The 16,045-nt window shown below is 51.8% G+C and carries 16 protein-coding genes; 11 read left to right on the top strand and 5 right to left on the bottom strand.

The annotated features are described in order from the left end of the window. The first annotated feature begins 4 nt into the window (after positions 1-4). The 11 genes from rpe (at position 5) to EFER_RS16790 (ending at position 10,000) form a co-directional block, all read left to right on the top strand. Entirely contained in the window at positions 5-682 is a 678-nt protein-coding gene (gene rpe, locus EFER_RS16840; RefSeq protein ID WP_000816279.1) for a ribulose-phosphate 3-epimerase, read from the top strand. Beyond that, the gene (gene gph / locus EFER_RS16835) at positions 675-1,433 is read left to right on the top strand and encodes a phosphoglycolate phosphatase (protein WP_001031720.1); all 759 of its coding nucleotides are present in this window, start codon (positions 675-677) and stop codon (positions 1,431-1,433) included. Before rpe ends, gph begins: the two co-directional genes overlap by 8 nt. Continuing rightward, positions 1,426-2,430 (top strand): tryptophan--tRNA ligase, encoded by a 1,005-nt coding sequence (gene trpS / locus EFER_RS16830; protein ID WP_000165543.1) that lies wholly within the window; start codon positions 1,426-1,428, stop codon positions 2,428-2,430. Before gph ends, trpS begins: the two co-directional genes overlap by 8 nt. Positions 2,431-2,590: 160 nt before the next feature. Then, entirely contained in the window at positions 2,591-3,496 is a 906-nt protein-coding gene (gene yhfZ, locus EFER_RS16825) for a GntR family transcriptional regulator YhfZ (RefSeq protein ID WP_001254838.1), read from the top strand. A 16-nt stretch (positions 3,497-3,512) separates the two neighbouring features. Continuing rightward, positions 3,513-3,875, top strand: a complete 363-nt coding sequence (locus tag EFER_RS16820; RefSeq protein ID WP_002431760.1) for a hypothetical protein — start codon at positions 3,513-3,515, stop codon at positions 3,873-3,875. A gap of 83 nt (positions 3,876-3,958) precedes the next feature. After that, positions 3,959-5,122 (top strand): YhfX family PLP-dependent enzyme, encoded by a 1,164-nt coding sequence (locus tag EFER_RS16815; protein ID WP_000497348.1) that lies wholly within the window; start codon positions 3,959-3,961, stop codon positions 5,120-5,122. Beyond that, positions 5,122-6,348, top strand: coding sequence for a phosphopentomutase (locus EFER_RS16810; RefSeq protein ID WP_000090636.1), 1,227 nt, complete (start codon positions 5,122-5,124; stop codon positions 6,346-6,348). The genes EFER_RS16815 and EFER_RS16810 overlap by 1 nt, the downstream gene beginning before the upstream one ends. Then, a complete protein-coding gene (locus EFER_RS16805; RefSeq protein ID WP_000006976.1) occupies positions 6,345-7,223 on the top strand; it encodes a phosphotriesterase-related protein in 879 nt (292 codons plus the stop codon). Before EFER_RS16810 ends, EFER_RS16805 begins: the two co-directional genes overlap by 4 nt. A gap of 10 nt (positions 7,224-7,233) precedes the next feature. Continuing rightward, entirely contained in the window at positions 7,234-7,587 is a 354-nt protein-coding gene (locus tag EFER_RS16800; RefSeq protein WP_000719728.1) for a DUF2620 domain-containing protein, read from the top strand. A gap of 11 nt (positions 7,588-7,598) precedes the next feature. Continuing rightward, positions 7,599-8,903: a YhfT family protein gene (locus tag EFER_RS16795; protein WP_000366879.1), complete on the top strand. Its 1,305-nt coding sequence runs from the start codon at positions 7,599-7,601 to the stop codon at positions 8,901-8,903. Between the two features lie 11 nt (positions 8,904-8,914). Then, positions 8,915-10,000 carry an aminotransferase class I/II-fold pyridoxal phosphate-dependent enzyme gene (locus EFER_RS16790; protein WP_000847203.1) on the top strand — a complete coding sequence of 362 codons (1,086 nt, stop codon included), beginning with the start codon at positions 8,915-8,917 and terminating at the stop codon, positions 9,998-10,000. A 106-nt stretch (positions 10,001-10,106) separates the two neighbouring features. Here EFER_RS16790 and EFER_RS16785 read toward each other — a convergent pair whose 3' ends face one another. The 5 genes from EFER_RS16785 to nirB form a co-directional block, all read right to left on the bottom strand. Next, complete coding sequence (locus tag EFER_RS16785; protein ID WP_001058671.1) at positions 10,107-10,274, bottom strand: YhfL family protein; 168 nt, start codon at positions 10,272-10,274, stop codon at positions 10,107-10,109. Positions 10,275-10,523: 249 nt separating this feature from the next. Continuing rightward, entirely contained in the window at positions 10,524-11,897 is a 1,374-nt protein-coding gene (gene cysG / locus EFER_RS16780) for a siroheme synthase CysG (RefSeq protein ID WP_000349872.1), read from the bottom strand. 18 nt (positions 11,898-11,915) lie between these two features. Further along, positions 11,916-12,722, bottom strand: coding sequence for a nitrite transporter NirC (gene nirC / locus EFER_RS16775; protein WP_000493563.1), 807 nt, complete (start codon positions 12,720-12,722; stop codon positions 11,916-11,918). A 126-nt stretch (positions 12,723-12,848) separates the two neighbouring features. Beyond that, positions 12,849-13,175, bottom strand: coding sequence for a nitrite reductase small subunit NirD (nirD, locus tag EFER_RS16770; protein ID WP_000084764.1), 327 nt, complete (start codon positions 13,173-13,175; stop codon positions 12,849-12,851). Beyond that, positions 13,172-15,715 carry an NADPH-nitrite reductase large subunit gene (gene nirB, locus EFER_RS16765; protein ID WP_000049204.1) on the bottom strand — a complete coding sequence of 848 codons (2,544 nt, stop codon included), beginning with the start codon at positions 15,713-15,715 and terminating at the stop codon, positions 13,172-13,174. The genes nirD and nirB overlap by 4 nt, the downstream gene beginning before the upstream one ends. Positions 15,716-16,045 lie beyond the last annotated feature (330 nt).

The following is a 16,045-nucleotide window of genomic DNA, read 5'->3' as shown; positions in this document are numbered from 1 at the left end:
GCGGATGAAACAGTATTTGATTGCCCCCTCAATTCTGTCGGCGGATTTTGCCCGCCTGGGTGAAGATACCGCAAAAGCCCTGGCGGCGGGTGCAGATGTCGTGCATTTTGACGTCATGGATAACCACTATGTTCCCAATCTGACGATTGGACCGATGGTGCTGAAATCTCTGCGTAATTATGGCATTACTGCCCCTATTGATGTGCATCTGATGGTGAAACCGGTCGATCGCATTGTGCCAGATTTCGCTGCCGCTGGTGCCAGCATCATTACCTTTCATCCAGAAGCCTCCGAGCATGTTGACCGCACGCTACAACTGATTAAAGAAAATGGCTGTAAAGCGGGGCTGGTATTTAACCCGGCGACACCGCTGAGCTATCTGGATTACGTGATGGATAAGCTGGATGTGATCCTGCTGATGTCCGTCAACCCTGGTTTCGGCGGTCAGTCTTTCATTCCTCAAACACTGGATAAACTGCGCGAAGTACGTCGTCGTATCGACGAGTCTGGCTTCGACATTCGACTGGAAGTGGACGGCGGCGTGAAGGTGAACAACATTGGCGAAATCGCTGCGGCAGGTGCCGATATGTTCGTCGCTGGTTCGGCCATTTTCGATCAGCCAGACTACAAAAAGGTCATTGATGATATGCGCAGTGAACTGGCAAAGGTAAGTCATGAATAAGTTTGAAGATATTCGCGGCGTCGCTTTTGATCTCGATGGTACGCTGGTCGACAGTGCTCCTGGTCTGGCTGCTGCGGTAGATATGGCGCTGTATGCGCTGGAGTTGCCCGTCGCAGGTGAAGAGCGTGTTATTACCTGGATTGGTAATGGCGCAGATGTTCTGATGGAGCGTGCATTGACCTGGGCGCGTCAGGAACGTGCGACTCTGCGTAAAACAATGGGTAAACCGCCCGTTGATGACGACATTCCGGCAGAAGAACAGGTACGTATTCTGCGTAAACTGTTCGATCGCTACTATGGCGAGGTTGCCGAAGAGGGGACGTTTTTGTTCCCGCACGTTGCCGATACGCTGGGCGCATTGCAGGCTAAAGGCCTGCCGCTAGGTCTGGTTACCAACAAACCGACGCCGTTTGTTGCGCCGCTGCTCGAAGCCTTAGATATCGCCAAATATTTCAGCGTGGTGATCGGTGGCGATGATGTGCAAAACAAAAAGCCGCACCCGGACCCGCTATTACTGGTGGCTGAACGAATGGGCATTGCCCCACAACAGATGCTGTTTGTTGGCGACTCACGCAATGATATTCAGGCAGCAAAAGCAGCTGGTTGCCCTTCTGTTGGTTTAACCTATGGATATAACTACGGCGAGGCTATCGATCTTAGCCAGCCTGATGTAATTTATCAGTCTATCAATGACCTTCTGCCCGCATTAGGGCTTCCGCATAGCGAAAATCAGGAATCGAAAAATGACTAAGCCCATCGTTTTTAGTGGCGCACAGCCCTCAGGTGAATTGACCATTGGTAACTACATGGGTGCGCTGCGTCAGTGGGTAAACATGCAGGATGACTACCATTGCATTTACTGTATCGTTGACCAACACGCGATCACCGTGCGCCAGGATGCACAGAAGCTGCGTAAAGCGACGCTGGATACGCTGGCCTTGTATCTGGCTTGTGGTATCGATCCTGAGAAAAGCACCATTTTTGTTCAGTCCCACGTGCCGGAACATGCGCAGTTAGGCTGGGCACTGAACTGCTATACCTACTTCGGCGAACTGAGCCGCATGACGCAGTTTAAAGATAAATCTGCGCGTTATGCCGAGAACATCAACGCGGGTCTGTTTGACTATCCGGTGCTGATGGCGGCGGATATCCTACTGTATCAAACCAACCTGGTGCCGGTGGGTGAAGACCAGAAACAGCACCTGGAACTGAGCCGCGATATCGCCCAGCGTTTCAACGCGCTGTATGGCGATATTTTTAAAGTACCGGAGCCGTTTATTCCGAAATCTGGCGCGCGCGTAATGTCGCTGCTGGAGCCGACCAAGAAGATGTCCAAGTCTGACGATAACCGCAATAACGTTATCGGCCTGCTGGAAGATCCGAAATCGGTAGTGAAGAAAATCAAACGCGCGGTCACTGACTCCGACGAGCCGCCGGTAGTTCGCTACGATGTGCAGAATAAAGCGGGCGTTTCCAACCTGCTGGATATTCTTTCTGCGGTAACTGGCCAGAGTATCCCGGAACTGGAAAAACAGTTCGAAGGCAAGATGTATGGTCATCTGAAAGGCGAAGTGGCTGATGCCGTTTCCGGTATGCTGACTGAATTGCAGGAACGCTATCACCGTTTCCGCAATGACGAAGCCTTCCTGCAACAGGTGATGAAAGATGGCGCAGAAAAAGCCAGCGCACACGCTTCCCGTACGCTAAAAGCGGTGTACGAAGCGATTGGATTCGTGGCGAAGCCGTAATTTAACATTAATGCCAAAAACCGGGGAAACCCGGTTTTTTTATCCTCTTTTTGCAATAATCCGAAAAAATGTGAAGCGCCTCGCCGTTTCCATATCTCATAGTTGCCACTTATCTTCAATTTAATGAAGATATAAATATTCACTTTATTGAAAATTTACTATGCGTCGAACGTTTATCAAAAAAGAAGGCGTCGTCATCACGACTCTGGCTCGTTATCTGTTAGGTAAAAAGTGCGGTAATCGACTGAAAACCATAGATGAACTGGCAACTGAATGCCATTCATCGGTTGGTCTGACACAGGCCGCGTTGAAAACGCTGGAATCAAGCGGAGCGATACGGATAGAACGCCGTGGGCGTAATGGCAGTTATCTGGTGGAAATGGATAACAAAGCGCTGCTGAGTCATGTGGATATCAACAATGTGGTGTGCGCGATGCCCTTGCCCTATACCCGTTTGTACGAAGGCCTGGCGAGCGGATTGAAAGCCCAGTTTGATAGTATTCCTTTTTACTATGCGCATATGCGTGGCGCGGATATTCGCGTGGAGTGTCTGCTTAATGGCGTGTATGACATGGCGGTGGTTTCCCGACTGGCGGCGGAAAGTTATCTCACACAAAAAGGGCTATGCCTCGCGCTGGAGTTGGGGCCGCATACCTACGTTGGCGAGCACCAGTTGATTTGCCGTAAAGGCGAGTCCGCAAACGTGAAGCGCGTGGGGCTGGATAACCGTTCGGCGGATCAGAAAATTATGACCGATGTCTTTTTTGGCGATAGTGATGTGGAACGAGTCGATCTCTCTTATCACGAGAGTTTACAACGCATTGTTAAAGGCGATGTTGATGCTGTTATCTGGAACGTGGTGGCAGAAAACGAACTGACCATGCTGGGATTAGAAGCGACGCCGCTCACAGACGATCCGCGATTTTTACAGGCCACCGAAGCCGTGGTTTTGACGCGAGTCGATGATTACCCGATGCAACAACTGCTGCGTGCAGTTGTTGATAAACATGCCCTGCTTGCTCATCAACAGCGAGTAGTCAGTGGGGAACAGGAACCCAGTTATTAAACGAAAGGCATCTGAAATGGAAACCAGACTCAACCTGCTTTGTGAGGCAGGCGTTATTGATAAGGACATCTGCAAAGGCATGTTGCAGGTCGTCAACGTACTGGAAACAGAGTGCCATCTACCGGTGCGCAGCGAGCAAGGAATGATGGCGATGACACATATGGCGAGCGCACTGATGCGCAGTCGCCGTGGTGAAGAAATAGAGCCGCTGGATAACGAATTGCTGGCAGAGCTGGCGCAATCCAGCCACTGGTCAGCCATTTTACAATTGCATCAGGTGTTGTTGAAGGAATTCGCACTGGAAGTTAACCCGTGTGAAGAAGGCTATTTGCTGGCCAACCTTTATGGATTATGGATGGCCGCTAACGAAGAGGTCTGAATCTCCCGGCAAATCCACGTCGCGTATCTTAAATATTCAAAAAAATGAATATTTAATTCAAGGAACAGAAACGAGGCAACAAGATGTTTGTAGAAGCATTGAAACGCCAGAACCCGGCACTGATTTCCGCCGCACTCAGTTTGTGGCAACAGGGCAAGATCGCCCCGGACAGTTGGGTAATCGACGTCGATCAGGTACTGGAAAACGGTAAGCGGCTGATTGAGACGGCAGGGCTTTACGGTATTGAACTGTATCTGATGACCAAACAGTTCGGTCGTAATCCGTGGCTGGCAGAAAAACTGCTGGCGCTGGGCTACAGCGGCATTGTGGCGGTGGATTACAAAGAGGCACGAATCATGCGCCGCACAGGTTTACCGGTGGCGCATCAGGGGCATCTGGTACAAATCCCTTGTCATCAGGTTGCTGACGCCGTTGAACAGGGCACCGACGTCATCACCGTGTTTACACTCGACAAAGCGCGGGAAGTTTCTGCGGCAGCGGTGACGGCCGGGCGGGTCCAGCCTGTGCTGCTCAAAGTTTATAGCGACGATGATTTTCTTTATCCGGGGCAGGAGAGCGGTTTTGCACAGCATTCGCTGCATGAGGTGGTTGCTGAAATCCAGAAACTACCGGGGTTACATTTAGCCGGATTAACCCATTTCCCTTGCCTGCTATGGGATGAGGCTGCCGGGAAAGTTTTGCCAACACCGAACCTCCAGACGCTGGTCAATGCTCGTAACCAACTTCTGAAGTCTGGAGTTGTACTTGAGCAATTAAACGCGCCTTCAGCGACCAGCTGCACTTCGCTGCCATTACTGGCGGAATACGGTGTGACTCATGCCGAACCCGGCCATGCACTGACGGGGACGATTCCGGCAAACCAGCAGGGCGACCAACCCGAACGTATCGCCATGCTTTGGCTGAGCGAAATTTCCCATCACTTCCGTGGCGACAGCTACTGCTACGGCGGCGGTTATTACCGTCGTGGTCACGCGCAACATGCGCTGGTGTTTACGCCAGAAAATCAAAAGATTACTGAAACCAATATCAAAACTGTGGATGACAGCAGTATCGACTACACCCTGCCGCTGGCAGGCGAGTATCCGGTGAGCAGTGCAGTGGTGCTCTGTTTTCGCACGCAGATTTTTGTCACTCGTAGCGATGTGGTGCTGGTGTCCGGTATTCACCGTGGCGAACCGGAAATCGTTGGTCGTTATGACAGTCTTGGAAGCTCTCTGGAGGCGTAATGGCGCGATTTGTGGTGTTAGTGATTGATAGCTTTGGCGTAGGGGCAATGAAAGATGTCACGTTGGTGCGTCCGCAGGATGCCGGGGCGAATACCTGTGGTCACATCCTGAGCCAGTTGCCGCATTTGCAGCTACCAACGCTGGAGAAAATGGGGCTAATCAACGCATTAGGTTATGCGCCTGGCGATATGCAGCCGTCAGACTCCGCAACCTGGGGCGTGGCAGAGTTGCAACATGAAGGTGGCGACACCTTTATGGGGCATCAGGAAATTTTAGGCACGCGCCCGTTACCGCCGCTGCGTATGCCCTTTCACGATGCGATTGACCGTGTTGAACAGGCATTAGTCACCGCTGGCTGGTGGGTTGAGCGCCGTGGCGAAGAGTTGCAATTTCTGTGGGTCAATCAGGCGGTTGCGATTGGCGATAACCTCGAGGCGGATTTAGGCCAGGTCTATAACATCACCGCCAATCTCTCTGCGATCTCTTTTGACGACGCAATCAAAATTGGTCGTATCGTGCGTGAGCAGGTCCAGGTCGGTCGGGTCATTACATTTGGCGGCCTGTTAACCGACAGCCAGCGCATTCTCGATGCGGCTGAAAGTAAAGAAGGGCGCTTTATTGGCATAAATGCGCCGCGTTCTGGCGCTTATGACAATGGCTTTCAGGTCGTACATATGGGCTATGGCGTCGATGAAAAAGTGCAGGTGCCGCACCAACTGCATCAAGTGGGCGTGCCCACGGTGCTGGTGGGTAAGGTGGCAGATATCGTCAGCAATCCTTATGGCGTGAGCTGGCAAAACCTGGTGGATAGCCAGCGGATTATGGATGTCACCCTCGACGAATTTAACACGCATCCGACGGCGTTTATTTGCACCAATATCCAGGAAACCGACCTCGCTGGTCACGCAGAAGACGTCGCACGTTATGCCGAACGTTTGCAGGTCGTTGACCGTAACCTTGCCCGGCTTGTTGAGGCGATGCAGCCAGATGATTACCTGGTCGTGATGGCGGATCACGGTAACGATCCGACAATCGGTCACAGCCACCATACCCGCGAAGTGGTGCCGGTGCTGGTTTATCAGCAAGGGCTGGTCGCCACGCAGCTCGGTGTGCGCCCCACGCTTTCTGATGTGGGGGCTACCGTGTGTGAATTTTTCCGTGCGCCACCGCCACAAAATGGTCGCTCTTTTCTTTCCTTCCTCCGGTTTGCAGGAGACACCCTATGAGTTTTGATCCAACGGGCTACACCCTGGCCCATGAGCATCTGCATATTGATCTCTCCGGCTTTAAAAACAACGTGGACTGCCGCCTTGATCAGTATGCGTTCATTTGCCAGGAGATGAACGACCTGATGGCCCAGGGCGTTCGTAATGTGATTGAGATGACCAACCGCTACATGGGGCGCAATGCGCAATTTATGCTCGATGTAATGCGCGAAACCGGGATCAACGTGGTGGCCTGTACCGGTTATTACCAGGACGCGTTTTTCCCCGAACATGTGGCGACCCGCAGCGTGCAGGAACTGGCGCAAGAGATGGTCGATGAAATTGAGCAGGGTATCGATGGCACGGCATTGAAAGCCGGGATTATCGCGGAGATCGGCTCCAGCGAAGGAAAGATTACGCCGCTGGAAGAAAAGGTGTTTATTGCCGCCGCGCTGGCACATAACCAGACCGGATGCCCCATCTCCACACATACCTCTTTTAGCACTATGGGGCTGGAACAACTGGCGCTACTGCAAGCCCACGGAGTTGATCTTTCGCGTGTCACCGTCGGGCACTGCGATCTGAAAGACAACCTCAACAACATTTTGAAGATGATCGATCTGGGCGCGTATGTGCAGTTCGACACCATCGGCAAGAACAGTTACTACCCTGACGAAAAGCGCATTGCGATGCTCCGCACGCTACGTGACCGTGGATTGCTGAACCGCGTCATGCTGTCGATGGATATTACGCGCCGCTCCCATTTAAAAGCCAACGGTGGTTATGGCTATGACTTTTTATTAACCACCTTTATTCCGCAATTGCGCCAGTCAGGATTCAGTCAGGCCGATGTGGATGTGATGTTACGTGAAAATCCCTCTCAATTTTTCCAATAAGGACAGACTAATGAAAAAGATTGGCGTTGCAGGCTTACAGCGTGAGCAGATTAAAAAAACCATTGAAGCGACGGCTCCTGGCTGTTTTGAAGTTTTCATTCATAACGACATGGAAGCGGCAATGAAAGTGAAATCCGGGCAACTGGATTATTACATCGGTGCGTGTAATACCGGTGCGGGCGCGGCATTGTCGATTGCCATCGCGGTGATTGGCTATAACAAAAGTTGCACCATTGCCAAGCCGGGCATTAAAGCGAAAGACGAGCATATCGCCAAAATGATCGCCGAAGGGAAAGTGGCGTTTGGGCTTTCCGTTGAGCACGTCGAACACGCGATTCCGATGCTGATTAACCATCTGAAATAAAAGGCACGACTATGGATCTGTATATTCAGATTATCGTGGTGGCGTGCCTGACGGGTATGACATCGCTTCTGGCGCATCGCTCGGCGGCTGTTTTTCATGACGGCATCCGCCCGATCCTGCCGCAACTGATTGAAGGCTATATGAACCGTCGCGAGGCGGGGAGTATCGCTTTTGGTCTGAGCATTGGTTTTGTGGCCTCGGTGGGGATCTCTTTTACCCTGAAAACCGGGTTGCTCAACGCATGGTTACTCTTTCTTCCTACCGATATCCTCGGTGTCCTGGCGATAAACAGCCTGATGGCGTTTGGCCTTGGTGCACTCTGGGGCGTACTGATCCTCACCTGCCTGCTGCCGGTAAACCAGCTGCTGACCGCGCTGCCGGTGGATGTATTAGGTAGCCTGGGAGAATTAAGCTCGCCGGTGGTTTCAGCTTTTGCACTGTTCCCTCTGGTGGCGATTTTCTACCAGTTTGGCTGGAAGCAAAGTCTGATCGCCGCCGTGGTAGTGTTGATGACCCGTGTGGTGGTGGTACGCTTTTTCCCGCATCTTAACCCGGAATCCATCGAAATCTTTATTGGCATGGTGATGCTGCTGGGGATCGCGATTACTCACGACCTGCGTCATCGTGATGAAAATGATATCGATGCCAGCGGTATGTCGGTGTTTGAAGAACGCACGTCCAGGATTATTAAAAACTTACCGTATATCGCCATCGTAGGGGCGCTGATTGCCGCCGTTGCCAGCATGAAGATTTTTGCTGGTAGTGAAGTGTCGATCTTCACCCTGGAAAAAGCGTACTCCGCAGGTGTAACGCCGGAACAATCACAAACGCTGATCAACCAGGCGGCGCTGGCGGAATTTATGCGCGGGCTGGGTTTTGTGCCGTTGATTGCCACCACCGCGTTAGCAACAGGTGTGTATGCAGTTGCGGGCTTTACCTTTGTTTATGCGGTGGGCTATCTCTCGCCGAATCCGATGATTGCAGCGGTATTAGGTGCAGTGGTTATTTCGGCGGAAGTCCTGTTACTTCGTTCGATCGGCAAATGGCTGGGACGCTACCCATCGGTGCGTAATGCGTCGGATAACATCCGTAACGCCATGAATATGCTGATGGAAGTGGCGTTGCTGGTCGGTTCGATTTTCGCAGCAATTAAAATGGCGGGTTATACCGGATTCTCTATCGCGGTTGCCATTTATTTCCTCAACGAATCTCTGGGCCGTCCGGTACAGAAAATGGCGGCACCGGTCGTAGCAGTAATGATCACTGGCATCCTGCTGAATGTTCTTTACTGGCTTGGTCTGTTCGTTCCGGCTTAAAGAAGGCACCTATGAAGACGTTTCCTTTGCAAAGCCTGACGCTTATTGAAGCGCAGCAAAAGCAGTTTGCGTTGGTGGATACGATTTGCCGTCATTTTCCCGGCAGCGAGTTTCTTACCAGCGGTGATTTGGGGTTAACCCCAGGGCTGAATCAACCGCGTATTACCCAACGGGTGGAGCAGGTGCTGGCTGATGCGTTTCATGCGCAAGCGGCTGCGCTGGTGCAGGGGGCGGGTACTGGAGCGATTCGTGCGGCGCTGGCAGCTTTGCTCAAACCGGGGCAGCGTCTTCTGGTGCATGACGCGCCTGTTTACCCGACGACTCAGGTCATTATTGAGCAGATGGGGCTGACGCTTATTACTGCTGATTTCAACAACCTGTCGGCGCTTAAACAGGCCATTGAAGAGCAACAACCAGATGCCGCGCTGGTGCAGCATACGCGCCAGCAGCCGCAGGACAGCTATGTACTGGCAGATGTGCTGGCAACGCTGCGCGCTGCAGGTGTTCCAGCCTTAACCGATGACAACTATGCGGTGATGAAGGTGGCGCGAATTGGCTGCGAATGCGGGGCAAATGTCTCGACATTTTCCTGCTTCAAGCTGTTTGGGCCAGAGGGTGTTGGCGCGGTGGTAGGCGATGCCGATGTTATCAACCGTATTCGCGCTACGCTTTACTCTGGCGGCAGCCAGATTCAGGGCGCGCAGGCGTTGGAAGTATTGCGAGGTCTGGTGTTTGCGCCAGTGATGCACGCGGTGCAGGCGGGGGTGTCTGAACGGTTGCTGGCTTTACTTAACGGTGGAGCGGTGGCGGAAGTTAAAAGCGCCGTTATTGCTAATGCGCAGTCGAAGGTGTTGATTGTGGAGTTTCATCAGCCGATTGCCGCCAGAGTGCTTGAAGAGGCGCAAAAGCGCGGCGCGTTGCCTTACCCGGTCGGCGCAGAGTCGAAATATGAAATCCCGCCACTTTTTTATCGACTTTCCGGGACGTTTCGGCAGGCGAATCCACAACTCGAACATTGCGCGATTCGCATTAATCCGAATCGCAGCGGTGAAGAGACGGTATTGCGGATTTTGCGTGAGAGTATTGCCAGTATTTAATCTTGAGAACGATGTTTTCGAAAAGAACTCAGAAACAAATACGCCCTCGGGTAATCCCGAGGGCGTCAGGCAATTAAATCGACATTAACCTATTTCTGTCAATGAATTACTGTGCAGTAGGACCGCAACCGCCAATGATTTTAGAAATAGAAATTGCCGGATGTAGCAGGTAGTCGTAAGAGCAGTTCTTATCACGGTTTTCAATATGACCAGTACATGCAGTTAACGTAGCCAGTACTGCACCTACCAGTGTAACTTTAATAAAATTGTTCATTAACATTCCCTATGTATTATATAGATTAATATTCATTGATTATATGAATATAACAGACTGCTCATTAAGAACGATACAGGATTATTTAATTGGCGCCAGTTACTGAATGACTTAATTTTGTAAGTCGCTGTAACGATAAATATAGCGGGTCAAAAACAAATGATGTTTGTTAATTAGTTGTTTTTTATTTGCTGAATGTATAAAGAAAGTTGTAAACGAAAAGGCCAGAATTCTCTGGCCCTGGTTAAATTAATGGTTAGAGAACCAGTTCAATTTATCGCGCAGGCCAACGACCCGACCAATAATAATTAATGAGGGGCTGTTCATTTGCTGCGCCAGCTCGCCCAGTTGCGTGAGCGTACCGTCAATCACGCGTTGCGTTACTGCCGTACCGTTTTCGACAATCGCCACCGGCATTTCGCCAGGCATACCGTGTTCAATCAGTTTTTGCTGAATAGTCGAGGCCTGATTCAACCCCATATAGAACACCAATGTCTGCTTTTCTGCCGCCAGATTTTCCCAGTCCAGCTCGCCACCGGTTTTTAAGTGTCCGGTAATTAAGCGCACGCTCTGGGCATAATCGCGATGCGTGAGGGGAATGCCCGAATAGGCAGAGCAACCAGACGCTGCGGTAATACCCGGAACTACTGAGAACGGAATATCCGCATTGCACAGTGTTTCCAGCTCTTCGCCACCACGGCCAAAAATAAACGGATCGCCGCCTTTCAGACGCACCACGCGTTTACCTTTTTGCGCTTCCCGCAGCAGGATCTGGTTAATCTCTTCCTGCGGTACGCAGTGATATCCCGCGCGTTTACCGACGAAGACACGATCCGCATCGCGCCGTACCAGATTCATAATATCGTCTGAAACCAGACGGTCGTAGACCACCACATCTGCCTGCTGAATTTGTTGCAGACCTTTCAGCGTCAGCAGACCGGCATCGCCCGGACCTGCGCCAACCAGCACCACTTCACCGCGATGATCGAGCGGTTCATTGATTAACTGTTCGGTCGTTTCGGTAATGGCTTTCTGATCGTTGTTCGCCAGCGACTGCGCCAGGCGATCATTAACGAACAGTTTTTCCCAGAAACGGCGACGTTCACCCATCGTGGCGAATTGTTGTTTGACCCGACCGCGTAACTGCCCCGCATATTTTGCCACCTGGCCGAGATGCAGCGGCAGCAGTGATTCAAGTTTTTCGCGTAACAGTCGCGCCAGGACCGGAGAGGTACCGCCAGAGGAGACAGCTACCATGAGCGGTGAGCGGTCGATAATCGACGGCATAATGAAGCTGGCGGCTTTCGGCGCATCGACCACGTTACAGAAGATACGACGAGATTCGGCGGCTTCGCTGACGCGCTGATTAAGCGCGTCATCATCCGTCGCCGCAATTGCCAGCCAGCAGGTGTCGAGAAGGCTTTCATCAAATGGCCCTTCGACGAGGGTTAACATGCCTGCATCTGCCCATGCGGTGAACTGTGGAATAAACGCTAATGCATTCACCGTTAAGCGAGCACCTGCGTCTAACAGCAACCTTGCTTTGCGTTCCGCGACATCACCACCGCCGACAATCAAACAGTCGCGGTCGCGTAATTGGCAAAATATAGGCAAATGATCCACGTAAAAACCCCTTAATAATTAACCGGCAGCCGTTTCAGTTTGATTAAATTTGTCCGCAACCGGACGATTAGCTTTCGGCGTAGCATACCAATAACCCAATCCCATGAATACGGCACCCGATAAAGTATTACCCAGCGTCACCCACAGCAGGTTATGACCAATACCCGCCAGCGTGTAGGCTTCGCTGTGGTTGCCGAACCATGAGAGCGCGAACAGCGTCATGTTAGCGATGGAGTGCTCGTAACCGGACGCGATAAATGCCAGCAGACACCACCAGATAGCGATAAATTTCGCCGCCCCTTCAGTGCGCAGCGCCATCCAGATTGCCAGGCAAACCAGCCAGTTACACAATGCACCTTTGAAGAACAGTACCATTGCCGGTGCAGTGGTTTTTGCCAGCGCGACGGAGTGAACAATACTGGTATCTACTGGCAAAAGGCTACCACCGCCCCAGCTATAAAGCATGGCAACGAAGACGGAACCGACCAGGTTACCCAGCCAGGTTTGCGGCAGGATTGCCCACATTTGCCCGTGGCTGATAGTGCCCGCTTTCACCCCAAAGGTGAGGAACATGGTGTGTCCAGTGAACAGTTCAGAACCGGCGATAATCACCAGCGTTAAGGCGATACCAAAGGTCGCGCCCATCACCAGAGGACGAACAGATGGATCGAGCAGGTTACCGAGCGTGAAAATCAGGATGATTCCCAGCCCCACATACGCGCCCGCCATCGCGGAGCTTACCCAGAAGCCGAGCGGGTTATTTGCCGACAGGCGTGCAATGCGCGCAGCGTTAGCCGCACACTTATTAATAGTGTCTGTAAACATTTGATTATCCTTTAAAAAATAAAAACAAAAAATAAAACAAAAAGTTTAAAAAATGTCCTGCAATATACTTAAGGTCATTACAGGACAATGCAAAAAGGGGAGGCATTGCGCCTCCCGTTAAAACAATTAACCGCGTAGCTGTACCACGCCGTCTTTCACTCGTGCCTCGTAATGCTTGACGGAAAACTGTTCATCTTCCATGCATAAACCGTCGCTTAAGCGAAAACGCTGTTTTTTCAGCGGACTGGCGACCCACAGCTCGCCCTGGTGTTCCGCAATCAGCCCGCGTGACAGCACGCTGGATTCGAAGAACGGATCGATGTTGCTGATCGCAAACACCTGGTCGCTGTGATACGGGCGGAAAATCGCTACCTGCTCGTCACCTAACAGCGCGCAGACGCCGGTTTCAGGCAGGATGTCATCAATTTTGCAGATGTCTTTCCACTGGCTCATGCGTTGTCCTCCACCAGAGTTACCGGGATACGTTCATACGGCGTTGCCGGACGGTGCTGTTCGCGCTCTGGCACCATCTGCACGTTCGGGTCACGCTTATCGCTGTTGATGAAGTGTTTGAAGCGAGTCTGCGCAGACGGCGTATTGACCGTTTCAGTCCACTCACACACTACCGCTTCACGCAGGCGCGCCATCTCTTCTTCCAGATGTGCGTTCAGCCCCAGTTTGTCGTCAATGATCACCGCTTTCAGGTAATCAATGCCGCCTTCGAGGTTTTCTAACCACGGTGCGGTACGCGTCAGTTTGTCGGCAGTACGGATGTAGAACATCATGAAGCGGTCAAGATATTTGATCAGTGTTTCGCGATCGATATCCGCTGCCAGCAGATCCGCATGACGCGGTTTCATGCCGCCGTTACCGCACACATACAGGTTCCAGCCTTTTTCGGTGGCGATGATACCCACGTCTTTGCCCTGGGCTTCTGAACATTCACGGGTACAGCCGGAGACACCGAACTTCATTTTGTGCGGCGTACGGATGCCTTTGTAGCGGTTTTCCAGTTCCACGCCGAGGCCAACGCTGTCGCCAACGCCGTAGCGGCACCAGGTGCTACCCACGCAGGTTTTCGCCATACGCAGTGCTTTCGCATAGGCATGACCGGTTTCGAAACCTGCTTCAATCAGCTGACGCCAGATCTCCGGCAGATCGTCTTTCTGTGCGCCAAACATCGCCAGACGCTGGGAGCCGGTGATTTTGGTGTAGAGATTAAATTCACGCGCGATACGACCCACTGCCATCAGCCCTTCTGGGGTGATTTCACCACCCGGAGAACGCGGGATCACCGAGTAGGTGCCGTCTTTCTGGATGTTCGCGAGGAAGTTGTCGTTAGAATCCTGTAGCGGAGTATGTTCCGGCTTCAGAATGTATTCGTTCCAGCAGGAGGCCAGCAGTGAACCGACGGTTGGTTTACAAACCTCACAACCGTAGCCTTTACCGTGTTTCGCCAGCAGTTCTTCGAAGGTTTTAATGCCTTCAACGCGGATCAAATGGAACAGTTCCTGACGCGAATAAGCAAAGTGTTCGCACAGGTTATTGTTAACTTCGATACCCTGTTTTGCCAGTTCCGCGTTCAGTACCTGAGTGACCAGCGGGATACAGCCACCGCAGCCAGTACCCGCTTTGGTTTCGGCTTTCAGCGCCGCAACGGTATGGCAGCCTTTGTTGATGGCAGCAATCAGATCGCCTTTGGTGACGTCAAAGCAGGAGCAGATTTGCGCGCTGTCCGGCAGTTTATCAACACCAATAGACAGCTTGCCGCTACCTGAGTGCGCCGGCAGAATCAGAGAATCCGGGTTTTCCGGCAGTTCGATTGCGTTCAGCACCAGTTGCAGCAGGTTACCGTAGTCGCTGGTATCACCCACCAGTACTGCACCGAGCAGGGTTTTGTTGTCTTCGCTGACAATCAGGCGTTTGTAGATCTCTTTACTTTCATCGAGGTAAACGTAGCTACGTGCGCCAGGCGTGCGACCGTGAGCATCACCAATACCGCCTACGTCTACGCCCAGCAATTTCAGCTTGGCGCTAAGGTCAGCACCTTCAAAGGCGTTTTCGCTACCGAGAATATGGTCAACGGCGACCTGCGCCATTTTGTAGCCAGGTGCTACCAGACCAAATACACGGTTGTTCCAGCTTGCGCATTCGCCGATGGCGTAGATATCCGGATCGGAAGTCTGGCAGGAATCATTAATGACGATACCCCCACGCGGAGCAACGTCCAGACCACACTGAGTTGCCAGCTTATCGCGCGGACGGATACCGGTAGAGAAGACGATAAAGTCGACTTCCAGTTCGCTGCCGTCGGCAAAACGCATGGTTTTACGCGCTTCAACACCTTCCTGCACAATCTCAAGGGTGTTTTTGCTGGTGTGAACGCGCACGCCCATACTTTCGATTTTGCGACGCAGCTGCTCGCCACCCATCTGATCAAGCTGTTCCGCCATCAGCATAGGGGCAAATTCGATAACGTGGGTTTCAATGCCTAAGTTTTTCAGCGCGCCAGCGGCTTCCAGACCTAACAGGCCGCCACCAACAACGGCACCGCGCTTGCTGCGACGGGCGCAGGATTCAATGGCGTTGAGGTCTTCAATGGTGCGATAGACAAAGCAGTCCTGAGTATCAGAACCTTTGATTGGCGGGATCCACGGGTAGGAACCGGTCGCCATGATTAGCTTGTCATAAAAAACGGTACGCCCGGCGCTGGAGTGAATCACCTTCTCCTGACGGTTGATGGTGATAGCGCGTTCGCCGACCAGAACTTTGATGCCGTGTTTCTCGTAGAAGCCTTCGCGCACCAGCGACAGCTCTTCGGCGGTGTGGTGAGAGAAGTAAGACGAGAGGTGTACGCGGTCATAAGCGATGCGCGGTTCTTCACAGAAAACGGTAATATCAAAGTTGGCCGCATCAGATTTATCAAGAAGATCTTCGATAAAGCGATGGCCGACCATACCGTTACCGATAATTGCGAGTCTGACTTTGCTCATTTTTGCCTCGATTTCTTTTTTATTACTGCCTACCTTAACGATTCAGCAACCCCACTTATTGATGTAAATCAAATTCACCTTTATATACTCCTTAAGGGGTATATTGCTGATTTGTATAAATTTTCTTAAGTCGTGGAATTGTCTGACATTTCGCCTGTGTATAAAAAACAGGCAGAACAGAGAGTTTCCTGTTTTGCTATCAAAACTTCGTAGAATGGGTATTTCTTCATCATTGAACAGCATAAAGTGATGCAGATCACATAAAGCACGTCTGCCAGCGTTACATTTGTTTCAGATACGTAAAATTAGGTAAAGGGATGGCCTTGTACT

This window comes from Escherichia fergusonii ATCC 35469, assembly GCF_000026225.1.
GTDB lineage: Bacteria > Pseudomonadota > Gammaproteobacteria > Enterobacterales > Enterobacteriaceae > Escherichia > Escherichia fergusonii.
This window is presented reverse-complemented; position numbering and strand designations above follow the sequence as displayed.